The organism is Ruminococcus sp. OA3, from assembly GCF_022440845.1.
In the GTDB taxonomy this organism is placed as follows: Bacteria; Bacillota; Clostridia; order Lachnospirales; family Lachnospiraceae; genus Ruminococcus_G.
This window is the reverse complement of the sequence record NZ_JAKNTO010000001.1, coordinates 769,557-791,234: the sequence shown is the minus strand read 5'-3', so window position 1 is coordinate 791,234 and position 21,678 is coordinate 769,557. Positions and strand designations below refer to the sequence as shown.

Here is a 21,678-nt window from a genome sequence, read left to right as displayed (position 1 = left end):
CTCTGATATAACTTATTTTAAGATATAAATTTTGCCGTCTCTGATCGCAGCTTTCTTTTCTTTCAGCAGATGGCCGACCGCCCGTTTAAACGCCGCTTTACTAAGGCCAAACTCCCTTTTTATGACCTCAGGGGAAGCTTTATCATCGAATGGCAGTACCCCTGCGAATTCCTCGATCACACGGAAGACTGCTTCCGCATCCTCATCCATCTGAAGATACGCTTTTTTCTGAGCAGTCAGATTCAGTTTCCCGTCTTCTTTCACTGCTGTCACGCGCAGTTTCAGAGTATCTCCGACACGGTAAGTTCCCTGTGCTTCCTGTTTCGGGATCAGTCCTGAGTACTGGTCATCCACCGCCACGAACACACCGAAATTATCGCTGATCTCGTATACCCGTCCTTCCGCTTCATCTCCTATCACATATGGAGAATTTGTCTTCAGATAATGGTAGACTTTCATGGTTGCACAAAGTCTGCTGCTTTTATCAAGATAGACCGCGGCCAGCACTTCCTCTCCGGGCCGGACCTTTTTCGTCTGCTCACGAAATGGAAGCAGCAGGTCCTTTTCCAGTCCCCAGTCCAGGAAGGCGCCGATCTTACCCACATCTGACACCTTGAACACCGCTGTTTTATTGAGCTGTGCTACCGGCTCATTTACCGTAGCGATAGGGCGGTCACTGGAATCCCGGTAGATAAATACCTCCAGCTCGTCTCCTGTTTTTGCACCTTGCGGAACCTGCTTTTTAGGAAGCAGCACACGCTCCGCCTCTTTTTCTTCCCTGTTTTCTGCCAGATACACACCAAAATCTACCGTCTTCACAATTATAAGCTTCTGCTTTTTTCCTATCTGAATCATATATTCTCCTATTGAAATTCCACCACTGCGTAAGGATCTTCATCCTCTGCACACAGGGCCACTGTAAAACTGTTCTCCTCTTTGTGTACCACAGGTATCACAACACTGTCAAGCACTGCCTGCTTTTTATATTCCGCACGCATCTGGCTTATTTTAAAATCTTCCGGAAGGAACTCACGCGCCATCTGAATGTACTGCCCGTTATTTACGTGATGATAAACATCCAGGTGATGATGTTTCACTGTGAATCCTTCCATTTTATCGCCCGCCTCAGGAACCGGTACTTTTCGCGGTGCATACTCCATCGGAAACTTTTCTTCTGTCACGTACCCTTCTGCCTCCTCCGAATCAATTCTGGCCGGACTCCCCGTTTCCGTATTGATAAAGATCCACAGGGAATTGGCATACGATAAAAGTTCTCCCTCTTCTGTTTTCAGCAGAAAATTCCTATAGCCGTAAAAGCCTTTAAAGTCATACGCCCAGGTACTGACAACCAGAGGTTCCCCCATCACCGGATAACGATCTACACGGATTTGCCAGGAAGAAAGCATCCATGCCCGCTTTTTCGCTTCAAGATGCGAAAGCCCCAGCCCCACTTCTTCCGAATGAAAATTGCTGCAGTCCTGATAATAATTTAAAATGCTGTTCAGTGACATCTTCCTGTCTTCACCAATCTCGCTGAAGCGCACTCTGCTTTTGAATGAATATGGCATCTGTCTCTCCTTCTTGAGTATCAGTTTTTAACTGTCTCATTATACACCACTCACAAACGTAAATACAATCACTCTTTCTTTTCAGTATCGCAAAATAAAAAGAGCACCTCTTACGAGATGCTCTCAGCTGGGCTACAAGGATTCGAACCTTGAAATGACGGAGTCAGAGTCCGTTGCCTTACCATTTGGCGATAGCCCAATTTCGCGACAAAATGAATTATATAGCATTCAGAAAAAAAATGCAAGTACTTTTTACAACTTTTTTAAATTTTTTCCCCCAGATTTATCCGCCTTGTTTTTTCGATATTTTTCAACTGAATGTTTGCTTTGGAATTATGATATAAAAAACAATCGCTAAAGCATCTGGATATTTAGAGGAAAATTTGAGAATTAATAACTTTGGGACCATTCTCAGCTGATCGTAGTAAGAGATTTAACCGTCTAAAATCACCTGCAGCCGGCTATAAAACGACGTTTTTATTTACATTACATTTTCGCAGTGCTATAATATTTTCGTAACCGTTCAGGACGGCGGAAAGATAGCTATAAAAAACAGCATCAAGCTTGCTTGTAAGCAGTTTTTTATAGCTATCTTCCCATCGGAGGAACCTCCGATGCTTCTTGCCCGGCATCAGGTCATGCAAGAAGATGTGCGGTCGTGTACAGTTACATATTTTCATACTTTCTGACGTTTTTCAGTAAGAATTTACTTAAGGAGAAATCAAATATTATGCGTGCTTTAAACCTTACCCTGCTTACAGATCTTTATGAGCTGACCATGATGCAGGGTTATTTTAAAAATCCCACAGATCAAATGGTCGTTTTCGATGCCTTTTACCGCCGCAATCCATGCGAAGGCGGTTATGCGATCGCAGCAGGGCTTGAGCAGATCATTGAATATGTCCGGGACCTTCATTTCACACCGGACGATATTGAATATTTAAAAAGCCTGAATATCTTTGACCGTGACTTTCTGGAATATTTAAGAGGTTTTCATTTTACAGGAGACATCTATGCCATTCCTGAAGGGACGGTCGTATTTCCAAGAGAGCCTCTGCTGAAGGTAATCGCCCCGGTGATGGAAGCGCAGCTTCTCGAAACCGCGATCTTAAACATCGTCAACCACCAGAGCCTGATCGCCACCAAGGCTGCCCGCGTTGTATATGCAGCTCAGGGCGACGGTGTGATGGAATTCGGTCTTCGCCGGGCCCAGGGACCGGATGCCGGCATCTACGGTGCACGTGCCGCGGTGATCGCCGGATGTGTGGGAACTTCCAACGTACTGACAGGACAGATGTTCGATGTCCCTGTAAAAGGCACACATGCTCACAGCTGGATCATGAGCTTCCCGGATGAGTACACAGCATTTAAGACGTACGCCAACCTCTATCCTGACGCATGTATCCTGCTGGTGGATACTTATGATGTGTTGAAGTCAGGGGTTCCAAATGCAATTCGTGTCTTCCAGGAAATGAAAGAAAAACACTCTGATTTTAAGGGATACGGAATCCGTATTGACAGCGGAGACCTCGCTTACCTTTCCAAGAAAGCCCATACACTGCTGGAACGTGCCGGTTTTGGTGATGCCATTATCTCTGCCTCAAGTGATCTGGATGAGCATCTGATTGACAGCCTGAAAGCCCAGGGCGCCAAAATCAACTCCTGGGGTGTGGGTACAAATCTTATCACATCGAAAGACTGCCCGGCATTCGGGGGTGTTTATAAACTGGCTGCGATCAGAGAATCCGGAGATGATGATTTCATTCCGAAGATTAAACTTTCTGAGAATTCGGAGAAGGTGACCAATCCCGGAAACAAAACGATTTATCGGATTTATGATAAAGAAAACGGAAAAATCCGGGCAGACCTGATCTGCCTGGCAGACGAAACATTTGACGATTCCAGGGATATGATTATTTTTGATCCGCTTGAGACATGGAAGAAGACAAAAATTGAGGGAGGTACCTATACCCTGCGGGAGCTTCTGGTTCCGGTGTTCCTGAAGGGTGAATGTGTCTATCAGTCCCCGAGTGTAATGGAAATCCAGGGGATCTGCAGGAAGGAGCAGGAGACACTGTGGGATGAGACACGGCGTCTTGTCAATCCACATGAGGTATACGTCGATCTGTCAGACAAGCTTTTTAAGATTAAAAGTGAATTGTTGGAAGAGATGGGAACCGAAGCTTTAAAATATCAATAACATACTTTGCCTCCGGTCGTCATACGCTGTAAAAAGCTAAGATACCGGAGGTTTTTTATGAATTCCTATGCCCGTCTCATCAATCGCGAACACCGTTTATCAGAAACCTACGTACCAAAAGACCTGACGGAAGCCGTCTTCCCATTCTGCGCTCCCCGCGGGGACAGCAAAAAGCTGATGCGCAAAGAGGCCGCCGATTGGGCTGCCCTTCTCTTCGCCCAGGCGAGGTGGGAAGGGATTCAGCTGTACGGGGTTTCCGGCTACCGGTCGTATGCACGCCAGAAAGAAATCTACGACGAAAGAATCGCAATACTTGAAGATCCGGAAGATAACCTGTTTATCGCACCGCCGGGTGCCAGTGAACATCAGAGCGGACTGGCCCTTGATGTCTCGTGCAAAAGCATTGACTATGATCTGACCGACGAGTTTGCACGCACCAGAGAAGGTAAATGGCTCGCCAAAAATGCTGCTCTTTTTGGTTTTATCCTGCGTTATCCGGCCTGCAAGACGGAAATAACCGGATATGCCTGGGAACCCTGGCATATCCGGTATGTGACACGTTCACTGGCTCTTTACCTCACACTGACTGGTCTGACACTCGAAGAGTTTTATCTGATGTAGACAGATGCCAGCTCAGCATACGCGATGAATTCAGCACTACAAATATAGAAGAAGCATTGTGGATCAGTGCGCCGACAACCGGGTTCAGAAAGCCCAGCCCAGACAGCAGTACACCGCATATATTGACAATACAGGCAAATACAATGATGTTCTGCCGGATAACATGCGCGGTCCGTCTTGAAAGCGCGAGCGTAAACGGAAACGCCTCTATATTATCAGCCATAAAAGCGATATCGGCCGTTTCCACCGCCACATCTGTTCCGGCAGCTCCCATTGCAATCCCCACATCTGCAAGTGCCAGCGCCGGCGCATCATTGACTCCATCCCCCACCATCGCCACTTTCTCGCCTTGTTTTTTCAGTTCTTCCAGATACTTCAGCTTCTCATCCGGTAAAAGTCCTGCATGATATTCTGTGATGCCCGCCTGGCTGCATATTTCCTTAGCGGTGGCTTCATTGTCCCCCGTCAGCATCACAATCCGGTCAATCCCCATCTCCCGCAGTGACTGTATCGTCTCCGGGACAGATTCCCTCAGCGTATCTGCCACGGAAATCCCGCCCAGTATTCTCCGTCCGCTGACAATCAGCATGGCTGTCCTTCCAAGCTTTTCTTCACGGTCCAGAAATTCCTCTGCCTTTCCATCATCAGGCTCACAGTTCTCGAGAATTTTCCTATTGGACACCTCATAAACTGCGCCCTGCACACTCACCCGGACTCCCCTGCCAAAAAGCATTTCAAATTCGCCGTCAGCAACCCCGGACATATCCATCTTCTTTACATTTTTTAAATAGTCTATGACGGCACCCGCTATCGGATGCTGCGAATTTTTCTCGGCAATTCCAAGCGCCTCCAGCGTCTCTGGCTCAGAACCCCACGAGACAAAGGATACCACTCTCGGTCTGCCCTTTGTCAGCGTACCCGTCTTGTCAAGGCAGACCGCCGTAATTTCAGCGCATCGTTCAATCGAACTGCCGCCCTTCAGGATAATTCCGCGTTTTGCCGCGTTTCCTACACTGGCGATCACTGCCGTGGGCGTCGCAAGGACCAGTGCACACGGACATGCAATCACAAGAATTGTCATCACCCGCATAATGTCTCTGGTGGCAATCCCTACGATTGCACAGATAATAAGTATCACCGGCAGAAAATAATTTGCAAATGTATCTGCGATTCTCTGTGTACTTCCCTTATTCTCCTGTGCTTCCCGAACAGTACCGATGATCTTACCCAGAACTGTATCGCTTCCGATCTTAACAGTTTTTATTTCGATAACACCGTTTTCATTCAGCGCACCCACAAATACCGTATCATCGACCGTTTTATCTACAGGCAGACTCTCCCCGGTTATAGAAGCTTCATTGACAGAAGCCTGCCCCTTTATTATGACACCGTCTACGGGTATCCGTTCTCCCGGAATGACCTTCAGGATATCTCCGGGGCGGACTGTCCTGATAGATACTTCCCTGAACTCCTCATCTATGTACTTTCTGCATACAGGCGGAACCAGGGATATCAGATCCCTGACTGCATTTTTTGTGCGTTCCATCGTAAGCTCTTCCAGCGCTTCCCCAAAGATCATCATAAATGATACGATCGCTCCCGACAGATATTCACCTACATACGTAGTCCCGACAAGTGCAAAAACTACCAGAACACCTGCGGTAACCTTCTTTAAAGAAATTACCGCGGACACTGTCGACCAGCAGACATATCCCCCTGCCAGGGTTAGTGGAATAACCGAAAACGGTATGGTAAACGGTATGTGCAGACCAAAATCCAATAGTGCAGCAACAACAATCAGAATCGCTATAAGCGCCGGGAACCTCATGGTCTTCCATAACATTTTTTTCATCATCAGGACTCCCCGCGGCGATGTCTCCTGAAAATGGAATCTTTCTTTTTCCCTTTATTTTCGCCGCTTTCCTCATGGCGATGGCGGTGATGGCGTTCCTCATCCGGGACGCCAAAGATATCGTCCATATCCTCCACCCCATCCAGTACTCCGTGTTTTCCTTCATGCAAAATAAGTGTATCCGGCACTACGGTTTCATTCATTTTGTTCATCTGTACTAACATAACAGTCCCTCCTTCTCATATCCCCCCTGGGGGGATATTTTACTAGTATTATAACACTTCTGAAGAAGGTGTCAAGAAGGAGTCCGCACATTATTAGTTTTCCATCTGCTTACCGAGAAAAACAGCCGCCATCTGTGCCATTTTCTTCTCCGCTTCGCCTATCTCTTTTTTCCCGCTTGCAATGATAACGGACCCGATGGCGTCACCGGCACTGATGATCGGCTGAATAACTGCTGACATATGATTCTCATCCTGTGATTCCACGAAACGAATGTGTTTATCGCTGTTTGCTGCAATCTGCGCACTTTCCCTGTTTGCGATCATTTTTTCCAGTTCAGGGCTGATCGCTTTCTGATTATATTCCTTCTGTTCCGGACCCGCCGCTGCCACGATCTGATCATGGTCAGAGATACAGGCAAGACATCCCGTAACAAAAGAAATTGCATCTGCAAATTCTCTGGCATATTTACTCAGTTCTCCTATAGGTGAATACTTTTTCAGAACGATCTCGCCTTCCCGTCCGGTGAAAATTTCCATCGGCTCACCTTCCCGGATGCGAAGTGTCCTTCGGATTTCTTTCGGCACCACCACACGTCCCAAGTCATCAATACGGCGTACAATTCCCGTTGCTTTCATATTCCGATTCCTCCGTTGTCTTTATCTGTTAATCCGTTTATACGATTTGATACTATTATCTGTTATAAAATGGATTAATATACACATAACGACATAGGAAAAGGAAGATTTTCCTTGCTTTTATTTTTTAATCTGATTATTCAGTTTTCGCATTTCAGGAACAATAAAAAGCGCAACGATGACTGCAGACGCGACATCCGCAACAGGCGCGGAGTAGAGTATTCCATCCAGTCCCATGAAAAGCGGCAGAATGAGGATCAGTGGTATCAGCAGGAGCAGCTGGCGGAGCATGGAAAGCAGTGAAGCCTTTAATGGCTGTCCCGTTGCCTGAAAATAATTCGTGGATACAATTTGAAAACCGGCACAGAAAATGCTGAACAGATAAGTCCGCAGGCATTTTACTGCAAAATCAGTAAACTCCTGGTTTTCTTTTCCAAAAAGCCCGATTATCGCCTCCGGCCGGGTCTGGCATACGATCCACCCAAGAAAGATCAAAACCGTAGCCGATACTGCCGCCCATATGTATGTCTCTTTGATCCTGCGGTATTTTCCGGCTCCCCGGTTATATCCCAGGATGGGCTGTGCTCCGATTCCAACTCCTATACCAACCGCCCCCATAATCATGGCTATTTTCATTACGATACCCATTGCGCTCAAAGCAACATCTCCGCCAATCGGACTTTTATCGCCATAGTACACAAGGGAATTATTCATCACCACCTGCATGATACAGGCGACGGACTGTGTGATCCCGGAAGATATGCCAAGTGTCAGAAAACTTCCGATAAGTTTTCCTTTCAGCCTCATCTGCTTTCTTCTGATCCTCATATGGAGAGGATTCTTCGACGAACGCATAAAGTAAACGCTCAGGACGATCGCTGAGATGATCTGCGAGGTAATGGTCGCAACCGCAGCTCCCTTTACACCCCAGTGAAATACAAAGATATATATGGGGTCAAGAATTGTATTTAAACCAGCTCCAATGAGCATGCCATACATGGAAAGCCTGGGATGGCCATCAGTTCTTGCCAGATTTGAAAGCACAATGCTGACCATGTTGAACGGGGTTCCCAGCAGTATGATTGATGTATAATCAACAGCATAGGGCATCACTGTCTCTGTTGCCCCAAATACCTTTAATATCGGACGGAGAAATGTAAGCCCGAGCGCCATTAAAACAACGCTTATTAAAATGGTAAAGACAAAGGCATTGTTTAAAGTTTTTTCTGCCTCATCTTCTTTTTTCTCGCCCAGCCTTATCGCCGCGTGGGCGCTGCTTCCGGAACCAATCAGTGTTCCAAATGCAAGCAGAAGCGTCATAATCGGGAATGCTACTGTTGTCGCAGCATTTCCCAGGTAACCGATGCCCTGCCCGATAAAAATCTGGTCAACAATATTATAGATAGAATTGATCAGACATGAGATGATAGCCGGCACCGAAAAGGTAATCAACAGCTTCCCTATCGGCTGTGTCCCCAGCGGATTTTCTGTTTTTGTTAATCCATTATTGTTTTCCTGTATCTGTTTTACATGTGTCATATTTTTCGTTCTGCTCCTTTCCTGTCAAATTATCCAGCGCCATGCAGGATCTCTCTGCCATCCCCTTAAGCGCCTCATAGACCATACTCTCTTCCTCTTTAGAAAAGCCGTCAAACAGCAGCTCCTGCCAATGTTCTCTGATTTTATATATTTCCTGAATATACTTCATCGCCCCGTCCTCAACGAACAGATGCCGGATACGCCGGTCTCGGCTGTCTGTTTCTATACGGATGCATCCCATATCCAGGAGCTTCTGCACTGCTTTTGTCACCGTTCCCTTGTCAAAATTCCCCAGTCTGGCAAGATCATACATCGTGATCCCCTGGTTTTCATATATCCTCAGCAAAAAAAAATGCTGACCGCTACCGACAAGATCCTCCTCCATTGCCATATCAAAATATCTGCGGGAATTTCGGTATAAAATTGAAATATATTTTGCGATTGTGACTTTCTGTTGCTTCATACACTCCCCTCCATCTGTCAAATTTACTTTTTAAGGCACAAAAAAAGTTGACTCCGCAACTTTTTATATGCATATTATATCCCACCATAGTTGAAGAGTCAACTTTTTATTTTTTCTGTTATACGGCTCCGCCGTTCTCAAAGGTCATTTCTGTCAGTTGAATCCCCTGGGACAGCCATGTTATAATGAATCCATCACAAAAAAGGAGAAACAACAATGGAAAAATCCCCGCTTCGAAAGAGAATGTATGACATCGTCTTTTCAATCGCACGTTACACGGAATTGATCATTTCCATTATCATCATGGCAGTCATCGCCATCCTGATTCTGGACCTGGTATACGACCTGACACAGATTCGTACCTTCCAAGCCGAAACCGAATATTTTTCAACATTTCTGGCTAAAGCACTGAATCTGGTAGTCGGCATAGAATTTGTCAAAATGCTCTGTAAGCATACCCCTGAAACACTCGTTGAGGTGCTGATGTTCGCTACCGCCAGACAGATGGTCGTTGAACATCTCGATACCTGGCAGACTCTTATCGGAGTCCTGTCCATCACGATTCTGTTTGCAACCAGAAAATATCTGTTCCTGCGCTCCGGGGAAAGTGACAGGCTTACAGATAAGTTTTAAATAAACCGCTTAGGATAGCTGTTATAAAAAGTTCCTGTGCACAGCCTCGGACCGGTCAGCCGAACTGCAGACTTTGATTTCAGCACCATGTGCTGAAAGCTGAATAACCGAAACAAAAAGAGAACCTGCTGCGGGTGATATTGTCCCGCAGCAGGTTCTCTTTGCCTGTTCATAAAAGTTCTTTTTTTAATTCCGCAATATAGGCGGGTGTCGTCCCGCAGCATCCTCCGATGATCCCTGCTCCTGCTGCAACCAGCTTCTTCATGTGCTGCGTGAAGGATACTTCATCCATGCTGTAGCTGACTTTTCCATCACTATCCGTCCTGGGAAGTCCTGCGTTTGGCTTTGCGATAACCGGAACAGATGCCTTATCTTTTAACCGGATAATAACATCTTCCAGCTGATCCGGCCCCAGTGAACAGTTCACACCGACGGCGTCTGCCCCGTGTTCTTCCAGCTTTGAGACGGCTTCCACAACGTCTGTTCCATACAGCGTCATTCCGTTTTCATTCACAGTAAAGGAACACAGCATCGGAAGGTCGCAGACTTCATTTGCCGCATCGAGTGCTGTCAATGTCTCATCCAGGCTCAGCATGGTCTCAATACCGAGCAGATCCACGCCTCCCCTGACCAGTGCCCTGATCTGTTCTGAATATACAGCAAACAATTCATCACGCGTCATATCGCCCAGCGGTTCCAGCAGTTCTCCCGTCATTGTAAGATCTCCCGCCACATAGGCTTTCCCCCGGACCGCTTCTTTCGTAAGCCCGGCAAGACGGATATTCAATTCCTCCACCCGGTCCATCAGACCATGTTTTTTCAGACCGATCCCATTGGCAGTAAAGGTGCATGCATATACGATCCGGCTGCCAGCCTCAGCATATTCTGACTGAAGCTTTTTAACAATCTCAGAATTCTCTAAAATCCACAGTTCTGCAGATTCCCGCTGCGACATACCCGCCGCCATCAGATTAGATCCCGTCGCTCCATCCATCAGTATCAGTTCCCGGCCTGTCCACCGCGCAAACTCCTGTTTCGTCATTTTGTCACCCTTTATTCCGCGTCCGTTCCCCCATCTGTTCCCTGGTCAGCCGCGTTCCCTGCACCGTCTTCGGTTCCTGTTTCTGTCTCATCACCAGTAGTTCCGTCATCTGATGTACCCGCCGCCTCCGGAGTCATCATACTAAACGACTCTTTATCTGTCAGCGTGACTTTTTTCCAGACTTTTTTATTCAGTGTAATATCCGCCTCATCATACCATCCCTGTACGATCTCATCGAATGCTTCCTGCTGCTTTTCTTTCTTTATAGATTCCTTTTTGGAATCAGTAGCTTCCTGATCCAGTTTCTTATCCATCCTTACCAGAAAATAACTGGATTCACCTTCTACAACACCATCGTACAGCTGACCGTCTTCCAGATCTGCCGCTTTCTCTTTCAGTGTCTCATCAAGTGAAGTATCATCCTCTCCATATGAATATGTTGTCACGATGAAAGAATCATCCAGCTCCTTAGCCATGGTCTCTATATCAGCCGATGCCGGATCCGCTTCCGCCTTAAGGTTTTCCAGAAGTGTTTCCATTTTGCTGTAGGCTTCCTTCTTGGCATCTTCCTCGAGATTGCTCATCGTCAGAGCCGCATAAGTCAATGTGGACTGTGCCGCCTCCTCATCTGTCACCTCGATTTCAACATCTGCTATTACCGGCTCATACGCTTTTTTGTAGTAAGTGCTGAGTTCAAGATATTCTCTGACATCACTTTCCGTAACTCCGATTTTTTTCAGGGTCTCTGCGTCATTAGCCTCAATAAATGTTTTTGCGGCTTCGTCCATTGCTGTCTTCTCTTCATCAGTTATGGTAAGGTTATACTCTTCCGCTTTTGCACGCGTCAGATACATTTTTTCCAGGGTCGCTAGACACTCATTCTTTGTCTGCTCCCCATAAGTAATTCCATCCTCTGTCTCCTGGTCCCACATTCCCTGGCTGGAATCCATGCCATACATGGAGTAAATCGATTTATAATAGTATTCCGTCTGGGCCTGCTGATATCTGAGCGCGAAGCTTGCGACTCCAAGTGGTACCTCTTCCTGATCCACCGACGCCACAGTCTGTGTGCCGTCCAGATCTTTGGATCCGCATCCGGCCATCATCGTTATTCCCAGTGCCGCTGTCATCACTGCACACACTGCTTTTATGCTGAATTTTTTCATTTCTTCCTCCTGTACCTTCATGTACTAATTCATTTCAGTATTATACCCTATCCTTCCGAAAAACTCAATATTTGACGCAGCAATTCTTCCGTATGCTCCATCATTGGCAACACTTCTTTTGACTTCCGCTTTGCAGGGCGGTAGATGAAATACGGGTTATTTTCGACCTTAAAATTAAGATCTCCTTTAAACCGCTCCAGCAGCTGCGGGATTTCAGCAGGATTCAGCCTCGCACGTTCGTGCATGGTGAGCCTTACTTCCTCTCCGCGCTGCTTCACCTCAACCACATAAGCCTGATGGGCAAGCGCTTTCATGTTCGCAATGGCTAGAAGATTCTGCACACATTTTGGCGGATCTCCGAAACGGTCCACAAGTTCCTCCAGAATATCCTCATACTCCTCCTGAGACTCAATTCCCGCAATCCGCTTATAGATATCAAGCTTCTGTATTTCATTCATAATATATTTGTCCGGAATAAACGCATCAATGTTCATATCGATCGTAGTCTCAAAATCCTCCTGCTGCGGAATGCCTTTCTCCTCTTTAACAGCTTCGTTCAGCATTTTGCAGTACAGATCATAGCCGACCGCCTCCATATGTCCATGCTGCTCTGCACCCAGAAGATTTCCTGCACCCCTGATTTCGAGATCCCGCATGGCTATCTTGAAGCCACTTCCGAGTTCCGTAAATTCCCTTATGGCATGCAGACGTTTTTCCGCAATCTCTTTAAGCACCTTATCACGTTTATACATCAGAAATGCATACGCTGTACGGCTGGAACGGCCAACCCGCCCCCTCAACTGGTACAGCTGCGATAATCCAAGCTGATCAGCATCATGGATGATCATCGTATTGACGTTGGAGATATCAAGACCAGTCTCAATGATCGTAGTCGAGACAAGCACATCGATCTCTCCGCTGATAAATCCATACATGATCTTTTCCAGTTCGCGTTCATTCATCTGTCCATGTGCAAATGCCACATTTGCCTCCGGTACAAGTTTGGCAATTTTCCCTGTAATATCAGCAATCGTCCGGACACGGTTATACACGTAGTATACCTGGCCGCCGCGCGCCATTTCCCTGCTGACCGCCTCCCTCACCATCTCATCATTATATTCCATTACATATGTCTGTATTGGCATCCGGTCCATCGGAGGCTCTTCCAGCACACTCATATCCCGAATCCCGATCAGGCTCATATGAAGTGTACGGGGAATCGGTGTCGCTGTCAGCGTCAGTACATCTACATTCTGTTTCAGCTTTTTGATCTTTTCCTTGTGTGTGACGCCAAAGCGCTGTTCCTCATCAATGATCAGTAATCCCAGATCCTTATACTGCACATCGGCAGAGAGCACGCGATGCGTACCAATGACGATATCCACCCATCCCTTTTTCAGATCTTCCACCGTCTTTTTCTGTTCCGCTGAAGTTCGAAATCTGCACAGCAAGTCAACACGGACCGGAAAATCTTTCATTCTCTGCAGGAATGTATTATAATGCTGCTGCGCCAGTATGGTTGTCGGAACCAGATAAACAACCTGTTTTCCTTCCTGAATCGCTTTAAATGCAGCCCGGATTGCAATCTCCGTCTTTCCGTAACCGACGTCTCCGCAGATCAGGCGGTCCATGATCTTTCTGCTTTCCATATCCCTCTTGGTCGCCTCAATGGCAAGAAGCTGATCCTCAGTCTCCTCAAACGGAAACATCTCCTCAAATTCCTTCTGCCATACGGTATCCTCCCCGTACATATGCCCGTCTTTCTCCTGCCTGGCTGCATAGAGCGCCACCAGGTCTTTCGCGATATTTTTTACCGCACCGCGCACACGTGTCTTTGTCTTATTCCATTCCTGACCGCCCAGTTTATTTAGCTTCGGCTTTTTGGCATCGGCTCCCGCATACTTCTGCAGCATATCCAGCTGTGTCGCCAGGATATAGAGGTTGCTTTTGCCTGCGTATTCGATCTTGATATAGTCTTTCATGACTTTATCAATCTCTACTTTTTCAATCCCCCGGTATACGCCGAGACCGTGATTCTCATGAACAACGTAATCCCCGATTGACAGCTCTGTAAAACTGCTGATTTTTTTCCCGCTGTACTCAGTCTTACGTTTTCGCTTCTTCTTTTCTTTTCCAAATATATCAGTCTCAGTTATAATGACAAACTTGATCATCGGATACAGAAATCCCCGGTGGGCATGACCATAAGTCACCATAATTTCTCCAGGCTGCACCTGGCGGTTCAGATCTTCTCCATAAAAACTTCCCAGCCCTTCATTCTGAAGGTCCTGTGCCAGCCTCTGTGCCCGAGTCCTTGACCCGCACAGCAGGATCACACGATAACCTCCGCGTTTCCATCCCGCCAGATCTTTGACCAGTAATTCGAAACTGTTATTATATGAATTTACCGATTTTGCAGTAATCTGATACTTATCACCGACATCCCACTCGCCTTTTCGGGGTTCAATAGATGCGAGTGTGATACACTTACACAGATTCAGCATGCCGACGACACTTTGGCAGGATTTCAGCAGTTCCACCTGACCCGGGAGCACATATCCTTTTTCCAGCCGGTTTGCCATGCTCTGGCGAAATTCCTCCTCCACTGCATCTGCATTTTCCACGACACGGTTTGGTTCGTCAACACAGAACAGCGTGTTTTCTCTGTCAAAATAGTCCAGAAAACAAACCGTATCCCTGTAAAAATAATGCAGATAATTTTCCGCACCGGACATATCATACAATTCATTGAACTTCTCGCTGATCTCCTCGACCGCTGCTGAAAGTCTGGCCGCTTCCTCGGTTTTCATATCTGCACGGAATTTTTTGATCAGCTGTGATGCCTCTTTTTGAATCTCTTTGACTCCGGCCGCTGCGCACTCCGAAGATAATACCATCTCGGAAGCCGGGTAAAGACGGATCTCTTCCAGATTCTCAATAGACCGCTGACTCTCTGCATCAAAGCTGCGGATCGAATCAATCTCATCTCCCCACAATTCTATTCGCCAGGGATTTTCCTCCGTCAGCGGAAATACATCGATAATACCACCGCGAACAGAGAACTGCCCCGATGTCTCCACCTGTGCACTTCTCTCATATCCCATAAACACGAGCTGCTTTTTTAATTGTTCTACGTCAATGGCACTGTCATTTTTAAAAACCAGAATCTGTTTCTCGATCACAGAAAGCGGCAGCAGATAATCCATACAGCCCGGCATACTCGTTACAACTGTAACCTCATCCTCCTCGAGAAGCGCTTTGATAACCTGCATACGCTGTTTTGTGAGCAGGTTCCCATGGATATCAGCCTGGAAAAAAATCAAATCTTTTGCCGGGTATAAAAGGGCCTTAGGCTCATAAAACCTCAGGTCCTCATAAAATTCTTTCGCTTTTATATCGTTTTCTGCAATGACCAGCCGGCGGCCAAACACCCGCCCAAGCCCGTGTGCTATATGTGCCTTCTGTGATTCGATACAGCCGGCTATCTGCCGCACTCCGGCCTTCCCTTTTTTCAGACTGTCCGCAATCTCCTGGAACTCAGCTAATTCCTCCAGCGGTTTTTGCAATGCATCCATCTTTATTCCTTTACTGTCTGTTTTATACAGTTATACTCATTCATAGCCTTATCAACTTCACCCTGAAGCATCAGCTCTACGGCTTTAGCCGTACGTTCGATCGCCTCATCGACCATCTTTCTCTCGTCATCCGGAAAATGACCGAGCACATACCGGGCAAGATCCCAGCCCTCAGGCTTTTCACCGACCCCAATCTTCACACGCATAAAATTCTGCGTTCCAAGCTGTGCAATGATGTTTTTGATCCCGTTATGCCCGCCCGCACTTCCTTTTTTTCTGATGCGGATCTGCCCTGGTGCAAGGCTGACATCGTCGTAAATAACGATCAGTTCATGTTCCGGGTCTATCTTATAATAATTCGTCAGTTCCCGCACGGATTCACCGCTTAAGTTCATATACGTTACAGGTTTTGCTACGATCACTTTCTGTGAACCGATCATACCTCTCCCGTACATCGCCTTATGCCCGACGCCAGAATAAGGGATCCGATAAGTATCGATCAGATAATCGATCACATCAAATCCAACATTATGGCGGGTGTGTTCATACTGCCTGGTGGGATTTCCAAGACCTACAATTATATACATGGTAGTTTTCCTCGCCTTATCAATTGAAATAAACCAGTTCTTCCTTCGGCTTTTCTGCCGGTCTGATCTCTTTTGCATAGAGCACAGGTCCTTCATCGTGGTATACCTGCATATATTCCCGGTGAATAGATGCAGTGACCAAAACCCAGCTCCCCATCTCAAGAGACGGTGCTTCCTGGTATTTGCACACGTATCCAATAAAGCTGGTATCATCTGCGCAGCACGTCATCGCCATCCTTCCGGCCACAAAATAATCCGCATCCAGATCTTCACTTTTCAGCACCATTCCTTTATAACGGACTGTTTTTCCTTCGTAGTCCTCAGGATTATCCATCATATCCACATACCAGATGCCGTAATCCTCTTCCAAAATGTCAATGACATCCGCATCCAGATCAAAAGGCATGCAGTCTTCGAAAATATCTTCCACTTCTCCATCTTCGTTTTCAAAAATGATCTCCGCCGCCGGATTGACAACTTTGACGCTGCGCCTGAAAGATGCCAGCGGCTGCTCTTTATTGCAGCGGTTAAACAGGACAAGCTCAGCATCCCTGACCATCTCCACAAACAGGGACTTCAGATTCTTCATATAGATTTCAAAGCAGCTTGCATCCACAGTCACAATCTGTTGAATGATCCCCCACCCTTCCGGGAGTTCCATCTGCAGAAGCTTTGACACAGACCACAGCGGATTGAATTCCAGAAGTACGCGCTCCGGCCGATGCTTTTTTGCAAGATAGCGCAGCGTATCTTCGGTAAAGTCTTCCGCCTCCTCGATCACTTCAATGACCGTTCTCCGGCGTCTTCTGAGCTCCGCTTCATCATATTCTATTTCGCCCTCTTCACACAGGATCAATAGCGTTGTCTCAGGTATATTAAAATAATTCTGATGGATCGTTCCATCCAGAAACGTCGTTTTTCCACTCTCCAAAAATCCGGTCACGAGATATACCGGCACGTCAATATCATTATATGCCATACTCTTTCACACCACCTGTCTTTAAGAAAGCGCGAACAGCTCTTCCAGTTTTGTTTCGTTGAGCCGGGATCCGATCACACAGAGTCTGCCCGTAAATTCAGGACTTCCGTCTCGAATCTCATACTCTTCCGGAACCATATCAAAGTAATGCCAGGTCCCGGCTGCATCAGGGACCATTCCCTTGGCACGCAGTACTGTTCCATACGCTCCGTCGTCTGAAAGTGTCTTTAAGATTCTGTCAATCTCATCCTTCTCGTACGTTCTGGCTGTTTCTGTTCCCCAGCTGGTGAAGACTTCATCCGCATCATGATGGTGATGGTCATGCCCACAGCTGCATGTCTCTCCGTGTTCGTGGTGATGGTCATGGTCGTTCCCGCAGCTGCATGTCTCTCCGTGTTCGTGGTGATGATCATGGTCGTGGTCATGGCCATGCCCGCAGCTGCATGTCTCTCCATGCTCATGATGATGATCTTCTTCCAGTTTCCTCACCTCATCTTCCATCACTTCCAAAACCTTTTTCCCGCCAAGCTGTGCGATCGGCGTGGTGATAATATGTGCATGGCTGTTAATCCCCCGGATAGAATCAACTGCCTTCTTTACTTTCTCTGCAGAGGCCTTGTCTGTCCGGCTCAAAATTACAGTCCCTGCATATTCTACCTGATTCTCATAAAACTCACCGAAATTGCGCAGGTACATTTTACACTTATTCACATCCACTACCGTAATATGACTGTTAAGACGGATATCACACTCTTTTTCCACTTTTTCTACTGCTTTCATTACATCTGAGAGGAGTCCGACTCCAGAAGGCTCGATTACAATGCGGTCCGGATGATACTTCTCAATGACCTCTTTCAGGGATGCCCCAAAATCCCCTACAAGTGAGCAGCAGATGCATCCGGAATTCATCTCGCGGATCTCGATGCCTGCATCTTTTAAAAACCCTCCGTCAATGCCGATTTCTCCAAATTCATTTTCAATCAGCACCACCTGTTCATCCTTCAGCGCATCTGTAAGCAGCTGTTTTATCAGTGTTGTCTTTCCGGCTCCCAAAAATCCGGAGATAATATCTACTTTTGTCATGTCTTTTCCCGTCCTCTCTTTTAAAATTCATTTAATCAAAAGAAAGAGGCTGTTATTCAACAGCCCCTGCACTTTGCTTAATTAAATCATTAACCATTAATCATAAAGTTAAACAGTTTATCGATATCTTCTTTCTCAGAAGCAATGATTTCCAGTTCCGGAATCTCCCCACCTGAAAAAATATTCGCCAGGGATACATACTGGCAAAGCTTTGATTTCAGGTTCAGTCTGTCACCTTCTCCTGTTACCAGTTCCACTTTTCCTTTACAGCTGTCTACTACTTCAAAAAATTTGTCAACATCATTAATATTCTTAATTTTCATGATGATTACTCCTTTCTAAACCCAATCTGTTATTTGTCTTGCTTAGCCATATTATATACCACAATCCCGCTAAATGCAAAGCTTTTTACAGAAAATTAATTGCCGCATTCGATACTGATTTCGTTAAATTTGCCCAAAATCTCATCGATTTTTATGTCGTTTCGTGCGGTCCCTGACGCATCGATTATATTTTCCCCCTGATGCATCATAATCAGCCTGTTTCCATACTCAACGGCATATCGAAGATTGTGTGTCACCATGATTGTCGTAAGTTTTTTTTCTTTTACGATTTGGTCCGTCAGCTCCATGATGATCTCAGCTGTCTTCGGGTCAAGAGCCGCCGTGTGTTCATCCAGGATTAAAAATTCAATCGGAGTCATAGTTGACATAAGAAGGGATAACGCCTGGCGCTGGCCACCCGAGAGCGCACCGACTTTCGTATCAAGCTTGCTTTCCAGACCTAAATTCAGAGGACGGAGCATATCAGCATACCGGTCTTTCTGCTTACGGTTCAAGCCTCTGCCCAAATTATACGGTTTTCCTTTATTATCCGCAATCGACATGTTTTCCAGTATGGTCATGCTGGGACACGTTCCCTTTGCAGGATTCTGATATACCCTTCCTATGCTGCGCAGGCGTGTGAATTCTCTCTGGTTTGTAATATCCACACCGTTCATGATCACCTGCCCCTGATCCACATCAATACTCCCACAGATAATATTCAGCATAGAGGTCTTTCCTGATCCGTTGCTGCCTACCACAGAGACAAACTCACCCTCATCCACGGTCAGATCATATCCTCGGAACAGACACATCTCATTGACAGAACCCGGATTAAAATATTTGTGTATATTTTTAAGCTGCAGCATCTGTCTTCACCTTCCTTTTGCGCTCCATTCCCAAGACCAGAATAATCAGGAACAGCACTGCCGTTATAAATTTTAAATCGCTGGCTGCAAATCCTCTGCTGATCGCTATTGCCACGCATCCTTTGTAGAGGATCGATCCGATAATCACACTTGAAGTCACTCGCAGCAGCGTGACTTTTCTAAACAGGCTCGTTCCGATAATCACGCTGGCGAGCCCGATGACCACCGTTCCCGTCCCCATAGAGGCGTCAAAGTAACGCTGCTGCTGTGCGTAGATACAGCCACCAAGTGATACCAGTGCATTGGAAACTGCCAGCCCCACAATTTTGACGATTCCTTTATCGACACCAAGCGATGTGATGATTGTTGGGTTATCTCCGACTGCCCGAAGCAGAAACCCCGATTTTGTACTCATATACCAGTCAAGCGCGTATTTGGCGACAAGTGTAATCACCAAAATAATAATAACTGTTTTAAATGGCGCCAGACCACCAGTAAAAATTTTATTTACAATCTGATTGTCAAAAATTGTCTCGTTATTATAGATAGGAAGATTTGCTTTACCCCCGGCAATTCTCAGATTAACCGTATATAATGCAGTCATCATGATGATTCCGGATAATAAATCCCTGACTTTAAGTTTTACATGGATCAATCCTGTCAGAACACCGATCAGCGCGCCTGCCAGCAAAGATACCGGCAAAGTCAGCAGCGGATTGACCCCCTTGCTGATCAAAACCGCAGTAACCGCAACTCCCATCGGAAAGCTGCCGTCTACCGTAAGGTCCGGAAAATCCAGAATCTTATACGTGATATATACCCCCAGCGCCATGATACCGTATATCATGCCCTGTTCCAATACACTAATCAGTAATGCCACAATACTCCCCCATTTCTGCTTTCATTTATTCTGCGCCGACGCTGTCAAATACTTCCGCCGCTTCTTTTACTTTTGTATCATCCAGCTGAAATCCAATGTTCTCTGCCACAGCCGTATTAACATAGAATTCCGCCCCAGAACAGATTTCATACTTCAATTCTTCGGCCTTTGCCTCGCCTGTCAGGACTTTTGCAGCCATCGCACCGGTCTGTTTGCCAAGTTCGATATAATCGATTCCCATAGAAGCCAGACAGCCGTTTTTCACCTGCTCTATTTCACTTCCAAAAACCGGAATTTTAACCTCATTTGCATAGGAAAGAACAGTCTGCAGTCCTTGAACTACTGTATTATCTGTGAGGTTTGTAATACAGTCTACTTTTTTAACCATATCAGCGGCGGCAAGATCTATATCCGCCAGGGCACTGATACCTGTTTCGACAATCTCAAATCCATAGTCCCCGGAAAGCTTCTTGTACTCAGCGATCGTGCTCACCGAATTCGCCTCACTTGTCGTGTAAATGATGCCGATTTTTTTTGCATCCGGCATCAGTTCCCTGATCATCTGCAGCTGTTCGGAGACCGGCAGCGCATCCGAGGTTCCCGTAATGTTTCCCACGGAATTCCCTTCCTCATCTGCAAGCCCCGCTTCCACAGGGTCAGACACTGCTGTATAAATTACAGGAATATCAGAATTCATACAAGCGTTATACGCACTTCCTGCACTTGGAGTAGCGATCGCGCAGATCATATCTACCTTCTTGGACACGTAGTTGCTGGCAATCGTACTGGCAGTTCCCGTGTCCGCCTGTGCATTGTCATACAACACCTCCAGATTCTTATCTTCTTCAATACCCGCTTCTTTCAAACCCAACAGAAAACCTTCCCTGCAGTTGTCAAGAGATCCGTGTTCTGCAAACTGTGAGATTCCGATCGTATAAGCCTCTTCATCGCCTGATGCACTGCCGCCTTTGCTGCTCCCGCATCCTGCCATCGCTATTGTCATCGCTGTTGCCATCATTACCGCTAATACTTTTTTCTTCATAATTCTTCTCCTTTTTTCTCCGCCGGAAAAGTTTTCGTCCATCTCGGTCGCGGCTGTCGTCTCCCTTTGCCCCGCCAGGCACCTCGATTCCGCTTCGCTACCTCTCGGTCGCGGCTGTCGCCTCCCTCTGCCCCGCCAGGCACCTCGATTCCGCTTCGCTACCTCTCGGTCGCGGCTGTCGCCGCATACCCGTAAGCACAGAACTTGCGGGATATGCAAGCACCTCCCGCAAGTTCTGTGCCTACGGGTGCCCGGCTCATAGATAACGCGCAAAAAACCGCCTCAAGCTGTTTAGCCTGAGACGGTAATAATCAACATTATTATCGCGGTACCACTCAAATTGACGAAATGTCCACTTTCTCACGTACTAACATACGCTCCTGATTGATAACGGGT

General features: G+C 46.6%; 20 protein-coding genes, 1 tRNA gene and 1 other annotated feature (1 of these 22 cut by a window edge). Of the genes, 3 read left to right on the top strand and 18 right to left on the bottom strand.

Features of this window, described 5'->3' with window-relative positions; genetic code table 11:
• Nucleotides 1–12 precede the first annotated feature (12 nt).
• From MCG98_RS03670 to MCG98_RS03660, 3 genes are all read right to left on the bottom strand, one after another.
• Complete coding sequence (locus MCG98_RS03670) at nucleotides 13–855, bottom strand: S1-like domain-containing RNA-binding protein (protein WP_240300478.1); 843 nt, start codon at nucleotides 853–855, stop codon at nucleotides 13–15.
• 8 nt (nucleotides 856–863) lie between these two features.
• Nucleotides 864–1,568 (bottom strand): acyl-ACP thioesterase domain-containing protein, encoded by a 705-nt coding sequence (locus MCG98_RS03665; protein WP_240300477.1) that lies wholly within the window; start codon nucleotides 1,566–1,568, stop codon nucleotides 864–866.
• A gap of 127 nt (nucleotides 1,569–1,695) precedes the next feature.
• Nucleotides 1,696–1,767, bottom strand: a tRNA-Gln gene (locus tag MCG98_RS03660).
• 531 nt (nucleotides 1,768–2,298) lie between these two features.
• On the opposite strand from MCG98_RS03660, the gene MCG98_RS03655 reads away from it, so the two are divergent.
• On the top strand, nucleotides 2,299–3,768 hold the full coding sequence (locus MCG98_RS03655) for a nicotinate phosphoribosyltransferase (protein WP_240300476.1): 1,470 nt from the start codon (nucleotides 2,299–2,301) through the stop codon (nucleotides 3,766–3,768).
• A 57-nt stretch (nucleotides 3,769–3,825) separates the two neighbouring features.
• Nucleotides 3,826–4,389 (top strand): M15 family metallopeptidase, encoded by a 564-nt coding sequence (locus MCG98_RS03650; RefSeq protein ID WP_240286038.1) that lies wholly within the window; start codon nucleotides 3,826–3,828, stop codon nucleotides 4,387–4,389.
• On the opposite strand, the gene MCG98_RS03645 is transcribed toward MCG98_RS03650, so the two are convergent.
• The 5 genes from MCG98_RS03645 to MCG98_RS03625 all read right to left on the bottom strand — a co-directional run bounded on the left by MCG98_RS03645 (nucleotide 4,346) and on the right by MCG98_RS03625 (nucleotide 9,103).
• Entirely contained in the window at nucleotides 4,346–6,241 is a 1,896-nt protein-coding gene (locus tag MCG98_RS03645; RefSeq protein WP_240286036.1) for a cation-translocating P-type ATPase, read from the bottom strand. The genes MCG98_RS03650 and MCG98_RS03645 overlap by 44 nt on opposite strands.
• A 2-nt stretch (nucleotides 6,242–6,243) precedes the next feature.
• Complete coding sequence (locus MCG98_RS03640) at nucleotides 6,244–6,465, bottom strand: hypothetical protein (RefSeq protein ID WP_240286034.1); 222 nt, start codon at nucleotides 6,463–6,465, stop codon at nucleotides 6,244–6,246.
• A gap of 93 nt (nucleotides 6,466–6,558) precedes the next feature.
• A complete protein-coding gene (gene spoVT / locus MCG98_RS03635; protein ID WP_240286032.1) occupies nucleotides 6,559–7,101 on the bottom strand; it encodes a stage V sporulation protein T in 543 nt (180 codons plus the stop codon).
• A gap of 120 nt (nucleotides 7,102–7,221) precedes the next feature.
• Nucleotides 7,222–8,640, bottom strand: coding sequence for an MATE family efflux transporter (locus MCG98_RS03630; protein WP_240300475.1), 1,419 nt, complete (start codon nucleotides 8,638–8,640; stop codon nucleotides 7,222–7,224).
• Nucleotides 8,606–9,103, bottom strand: a complete 498-nt coding sequence (locus MCG98_RS03625; protein ID WP_240300474.1) for a MarR family transcriptional regulator — start codon at nucleotides 9,101–9,103, stop codon at nucleotides 8,606–8,608. The genes MCG98_RS03630 and MCG98_RS03625 overlap by 35 nt, the downstream gene beginning before the upstream one ends.
• A gap of 216 nt (nucleotides 9,104–9,319) precedes the next feature.
• On the opposite strand from MCG98_RS03625, the gene MCG98_RS03620 reads away from it, so the two are divergent.
• Entirely contained in the window at nucleotides 9,320–9,736 is a 417-nt protein-coding gene (locus MCG98_RS03620) for a phosphate-starvation-inducible PsiE family protein (protein ID WP_240300473.1), read from the top strand.
• 169 nt (nucleotides 9,737–9,905) lie between these two features.
• Here the strand turns inward: MCG98_RS03620 and MCG98_RS03615 are convergent, their stop codons facing one another.
• From MCG98_RS03615 to MCG98_RS03570, 10 genes are all read right to left on the bottom strand, one after another.
• The gene (locus tag MCG98_RS03615; RefSeq protein ID WP_240300472.1) at nucleotides 9,906–10,778 is read right to left on the bottom strand and encodes a homocysteine S-methyltransferase family protein; all 873 of its coding nucleotides are present in this window, start codon (nucleotides 10,776–10,778) and stop codon (nucleotides 9,906–9,908) included.
• An 11-nt stretch (nucleotides 10,779–10,789) separates the two neighbouring features.
• Nucleotides 10,790–11,944 carry a hypothetical protein gene (locus MCG98_RS03610; protein ID WP_240300471.1) on the bottom strand — a complete coding sequence of 385 codons (1,155 nt, stop codon included), beginning with the start codon at nucleotides 11,942–11,944 and terminating at the stop codon, nucleotides 10,790–10,792.
• Nucleotides 11,945–11,991: 47 nt separating this feature from the next.
• Entirely contained in the window at nucleotides 11,992–15,519 is a 3,528-nt protein-coding gene (gene mfd / locus MCG98_RS03605) for a transcription-repair coupling factor (protein ID WP_240300470.1), read from the bottom strand.
• 2 nt (nucleotides 15,520–15,521) lie between these two features.
• Complete coding sequence (pth, locus tag MCG98_RS03600) at nucleotides 15,522–16,106, bottom strand: aminoacyl-tRNA hydrolase (protein ID WP_240300469.1); 585 nt, start codon at nucleotides 16,104–16,106, stop codon at nucleotides 15,522–15,524.
• 19 nt (nucleotides 16,107–16,125) lie between these two features.
• Nucleotides 16,126–17,085, bottom strand: coding sequence for a GTP-binding protein (locus tag MCG98_RS03595; RefSeq protein ID WP_240300468.1), 960 nt, complete (start codon nucleotides 17,083–17,085; stop codon nucleotides 16,126–16,128).
• 21 nt (nucleotides 17,086–17,106) lie between these two features.
• Nucleotides 17,107–18,168 carry a CobW family GTP-binding protein gene (locus MCG98_RS03590; protein ID WP_240300467.1) on the bottom strand — a complete coding sequence of 354 codons (1,062 nt, stop codon included), beginning with the start codon at nucleotides 18,166–18,168 and terminating at the stop codon, nucleotides 17,107–17,109.
• An 89-nt stretch (nucleotides 18,169–18,257) separates the two neighbouring features.
• A complete protein-coding gene (locus MCG98_RS03585) occupies nucleotides 18,258–18,491 on the bottom strand; it encodes a hypothetical protein (protein WP_028527720.1) in 234 nt (77 codons plus the stop codon).
• A 95-nt stretch (nucleotides 18,492–18,586) separates the two neighbouring features.
• Nucleotides 18,587–19,360 carry an ATP-binding cassette domain-containing protein gene (locus MCG98_RS03580; protein ID WP_240300466.1) on the bottom strand — a complete coding sequence of 258 codons (774 nt, stop codon included), beginning with the start codon at nucleotides 19,358–19,360 and terminating at the stop codon, nucleotides 18,587–18,589.
• On the bottom strand, nucleotides 19,347–20,240 hold the full coding sequence (locus MCG98_RS03575; protein WP_240300465.1) for an ABC transporter permease: 894 nt from the start codon (nucleotides 20,238–20,240) through the stop codon (nucleotides 19,347–19,349). The genes MCG98_RS03580 and MCG98_RS03575 overlap by 14 nt, the downstream gene beginning before the upstream one ends.
• A gap of 25 nt (nucleotides 20,241–20,265) precedes the next feature.
• A complete protein-coding gene (locus tag MCG98_RS03570; protein ID WP_240300464.1) occupies nucleotides 20,266–21,282 on the bottom strand; it encodes an ABC transporter substrate-binding protein in 1,017 nt (338 codons plus the stop codon).
• 294 nt (nucleotides 21,283–21,576) lie between these two features.
• Nucleotides 21,577–21,678: a binding site (T-box leader), on the bottom strand; it runs 142 nt beyond the window's last position.

Coding starts and splice junctions, on each gene's coding strand:
- MCG98_RS03650 (WP_240286038.1), top strand. CDS start 3,826: ATGAATTCCTATGCCCGTCTCATCAATCGCGAACACCGTTTATCAGAA.
- MCG98_RS03580 (WP_240300466.1), bottom strand. CDS start 19,360: ATGCTGCAGCTTAAAAATATACACAAATATTTTAATCCGGGTTCTGTC.
- pth (WP_240300469.1), bottom strand. CDS start 16,106: ATGTATATAATTGTAGGTCTTGGAAATCCCACCAGGCAGTATGAACAC.
- MCG98_RS03620 (WP_240300473.1), top strand. CDS start 9,320: ATGGAAAAATCCCCGCTTCGAAAGAGAATGTATGACATCGTCTTTTCA.
- MCG98_RS03595 (WP_240300468.1), bottom strand. CDS start 17,085: ATGGCATATAATGATATTGACGTGCCGGTATATCTCGTGACCGGATTT.
- MCG98_RS03590 (WP_240300467.1), bottom strand. CDS start 18,168: ATGACAAAAGTAGATATTATCTCCGGATTTTTGGGAGCCGGAAAGACA.
- MCG98_RS03610 (WP_240300471.1), bottom strand. CDS start 11,944: ATGAAAAAATTCAGCATAAAAGCAGTGTGTGCAGTGATGACAGCGGCA.
- MCG98_RS03630 (WP_240300475.1), bottom strand. CDS start 8,640: ATGACACATGTAAAACAGATACAGGAAAACAATAATGGATTAACAAAA.
- mfd (WP_240300470.1), bottom strand. CDS start 15,519: ATGGATGCATTGCAAAAACCGCTGGAGGAATTAGCTGAGTTCCAGGAG.
- MCG98_RS03665 (WP_240300477.1), bottom strand. CDS start 1,568: ATGCCATATTCATTCAAAAGCAGAGTGCGCTTCAGCGAGATTGGTGAA.
- MCG98_RS03585 (WP_028527720.1), bottom strand. CDS start 18,491: ATGAAAATTAAGAATATTAATGATGTTGACAAATTTTTTGAAGTAGTA.
- MCG98_RS03625 (WP_240300474.1), bottom strand. CDS start 9,103: ATGAAGCAACAGAAAGTCACAATCGCAAAATATATTTCAATTTTATAC.
- MCG98_RS03615 (WP_240300472.1), bottom strand. CDS start 10,778: ATGACGAAACAGGAGTTTGCGCGGTGGACAGGCCGGGAACTGATACTG.
- MCG98_RS03645 (WP_240286036.1), bottom strand. CDS start 6,241: ATGAAAAAAATGTTATGGAAGACCATGAGGTTCCCGGCGCTTATAGCG.
- MCG98_RS03640 (WP_240286034.1), bottom strand. CDS start 6,465: ATGTTAGTACAGATGAACAAAATGAATGAAACCGTAGTGCCGGATACA.
- MCG98_RS03670 (WP_240300478.1), bottom strand. CDS start 855: ATGATTCAGATAGGAAAAAAGCAGAAGCTTATAATTGTGAAGACGGTA.
- MCG98_RS03570 (WP_240300464.1), bottom strand. CDS start 21,282: ATGAAGAAAAAAGTATTAGCGGTAATGATGGCAACAGCGATGACAATA.
- spoVT (WP_240286032.1), bottom strand. CDS start 7,101: ATGAAAGCAACGGGAATTGTACGCCGTATTGATGACTTGGGACGTGTG.
- MCG98_RS03655 (WP_240300476.1), top strand. CDS start 2,299: ATGCGTGCTTTAAACCTTACCCTGCTTACAGATCTTTATGAGCTGACC.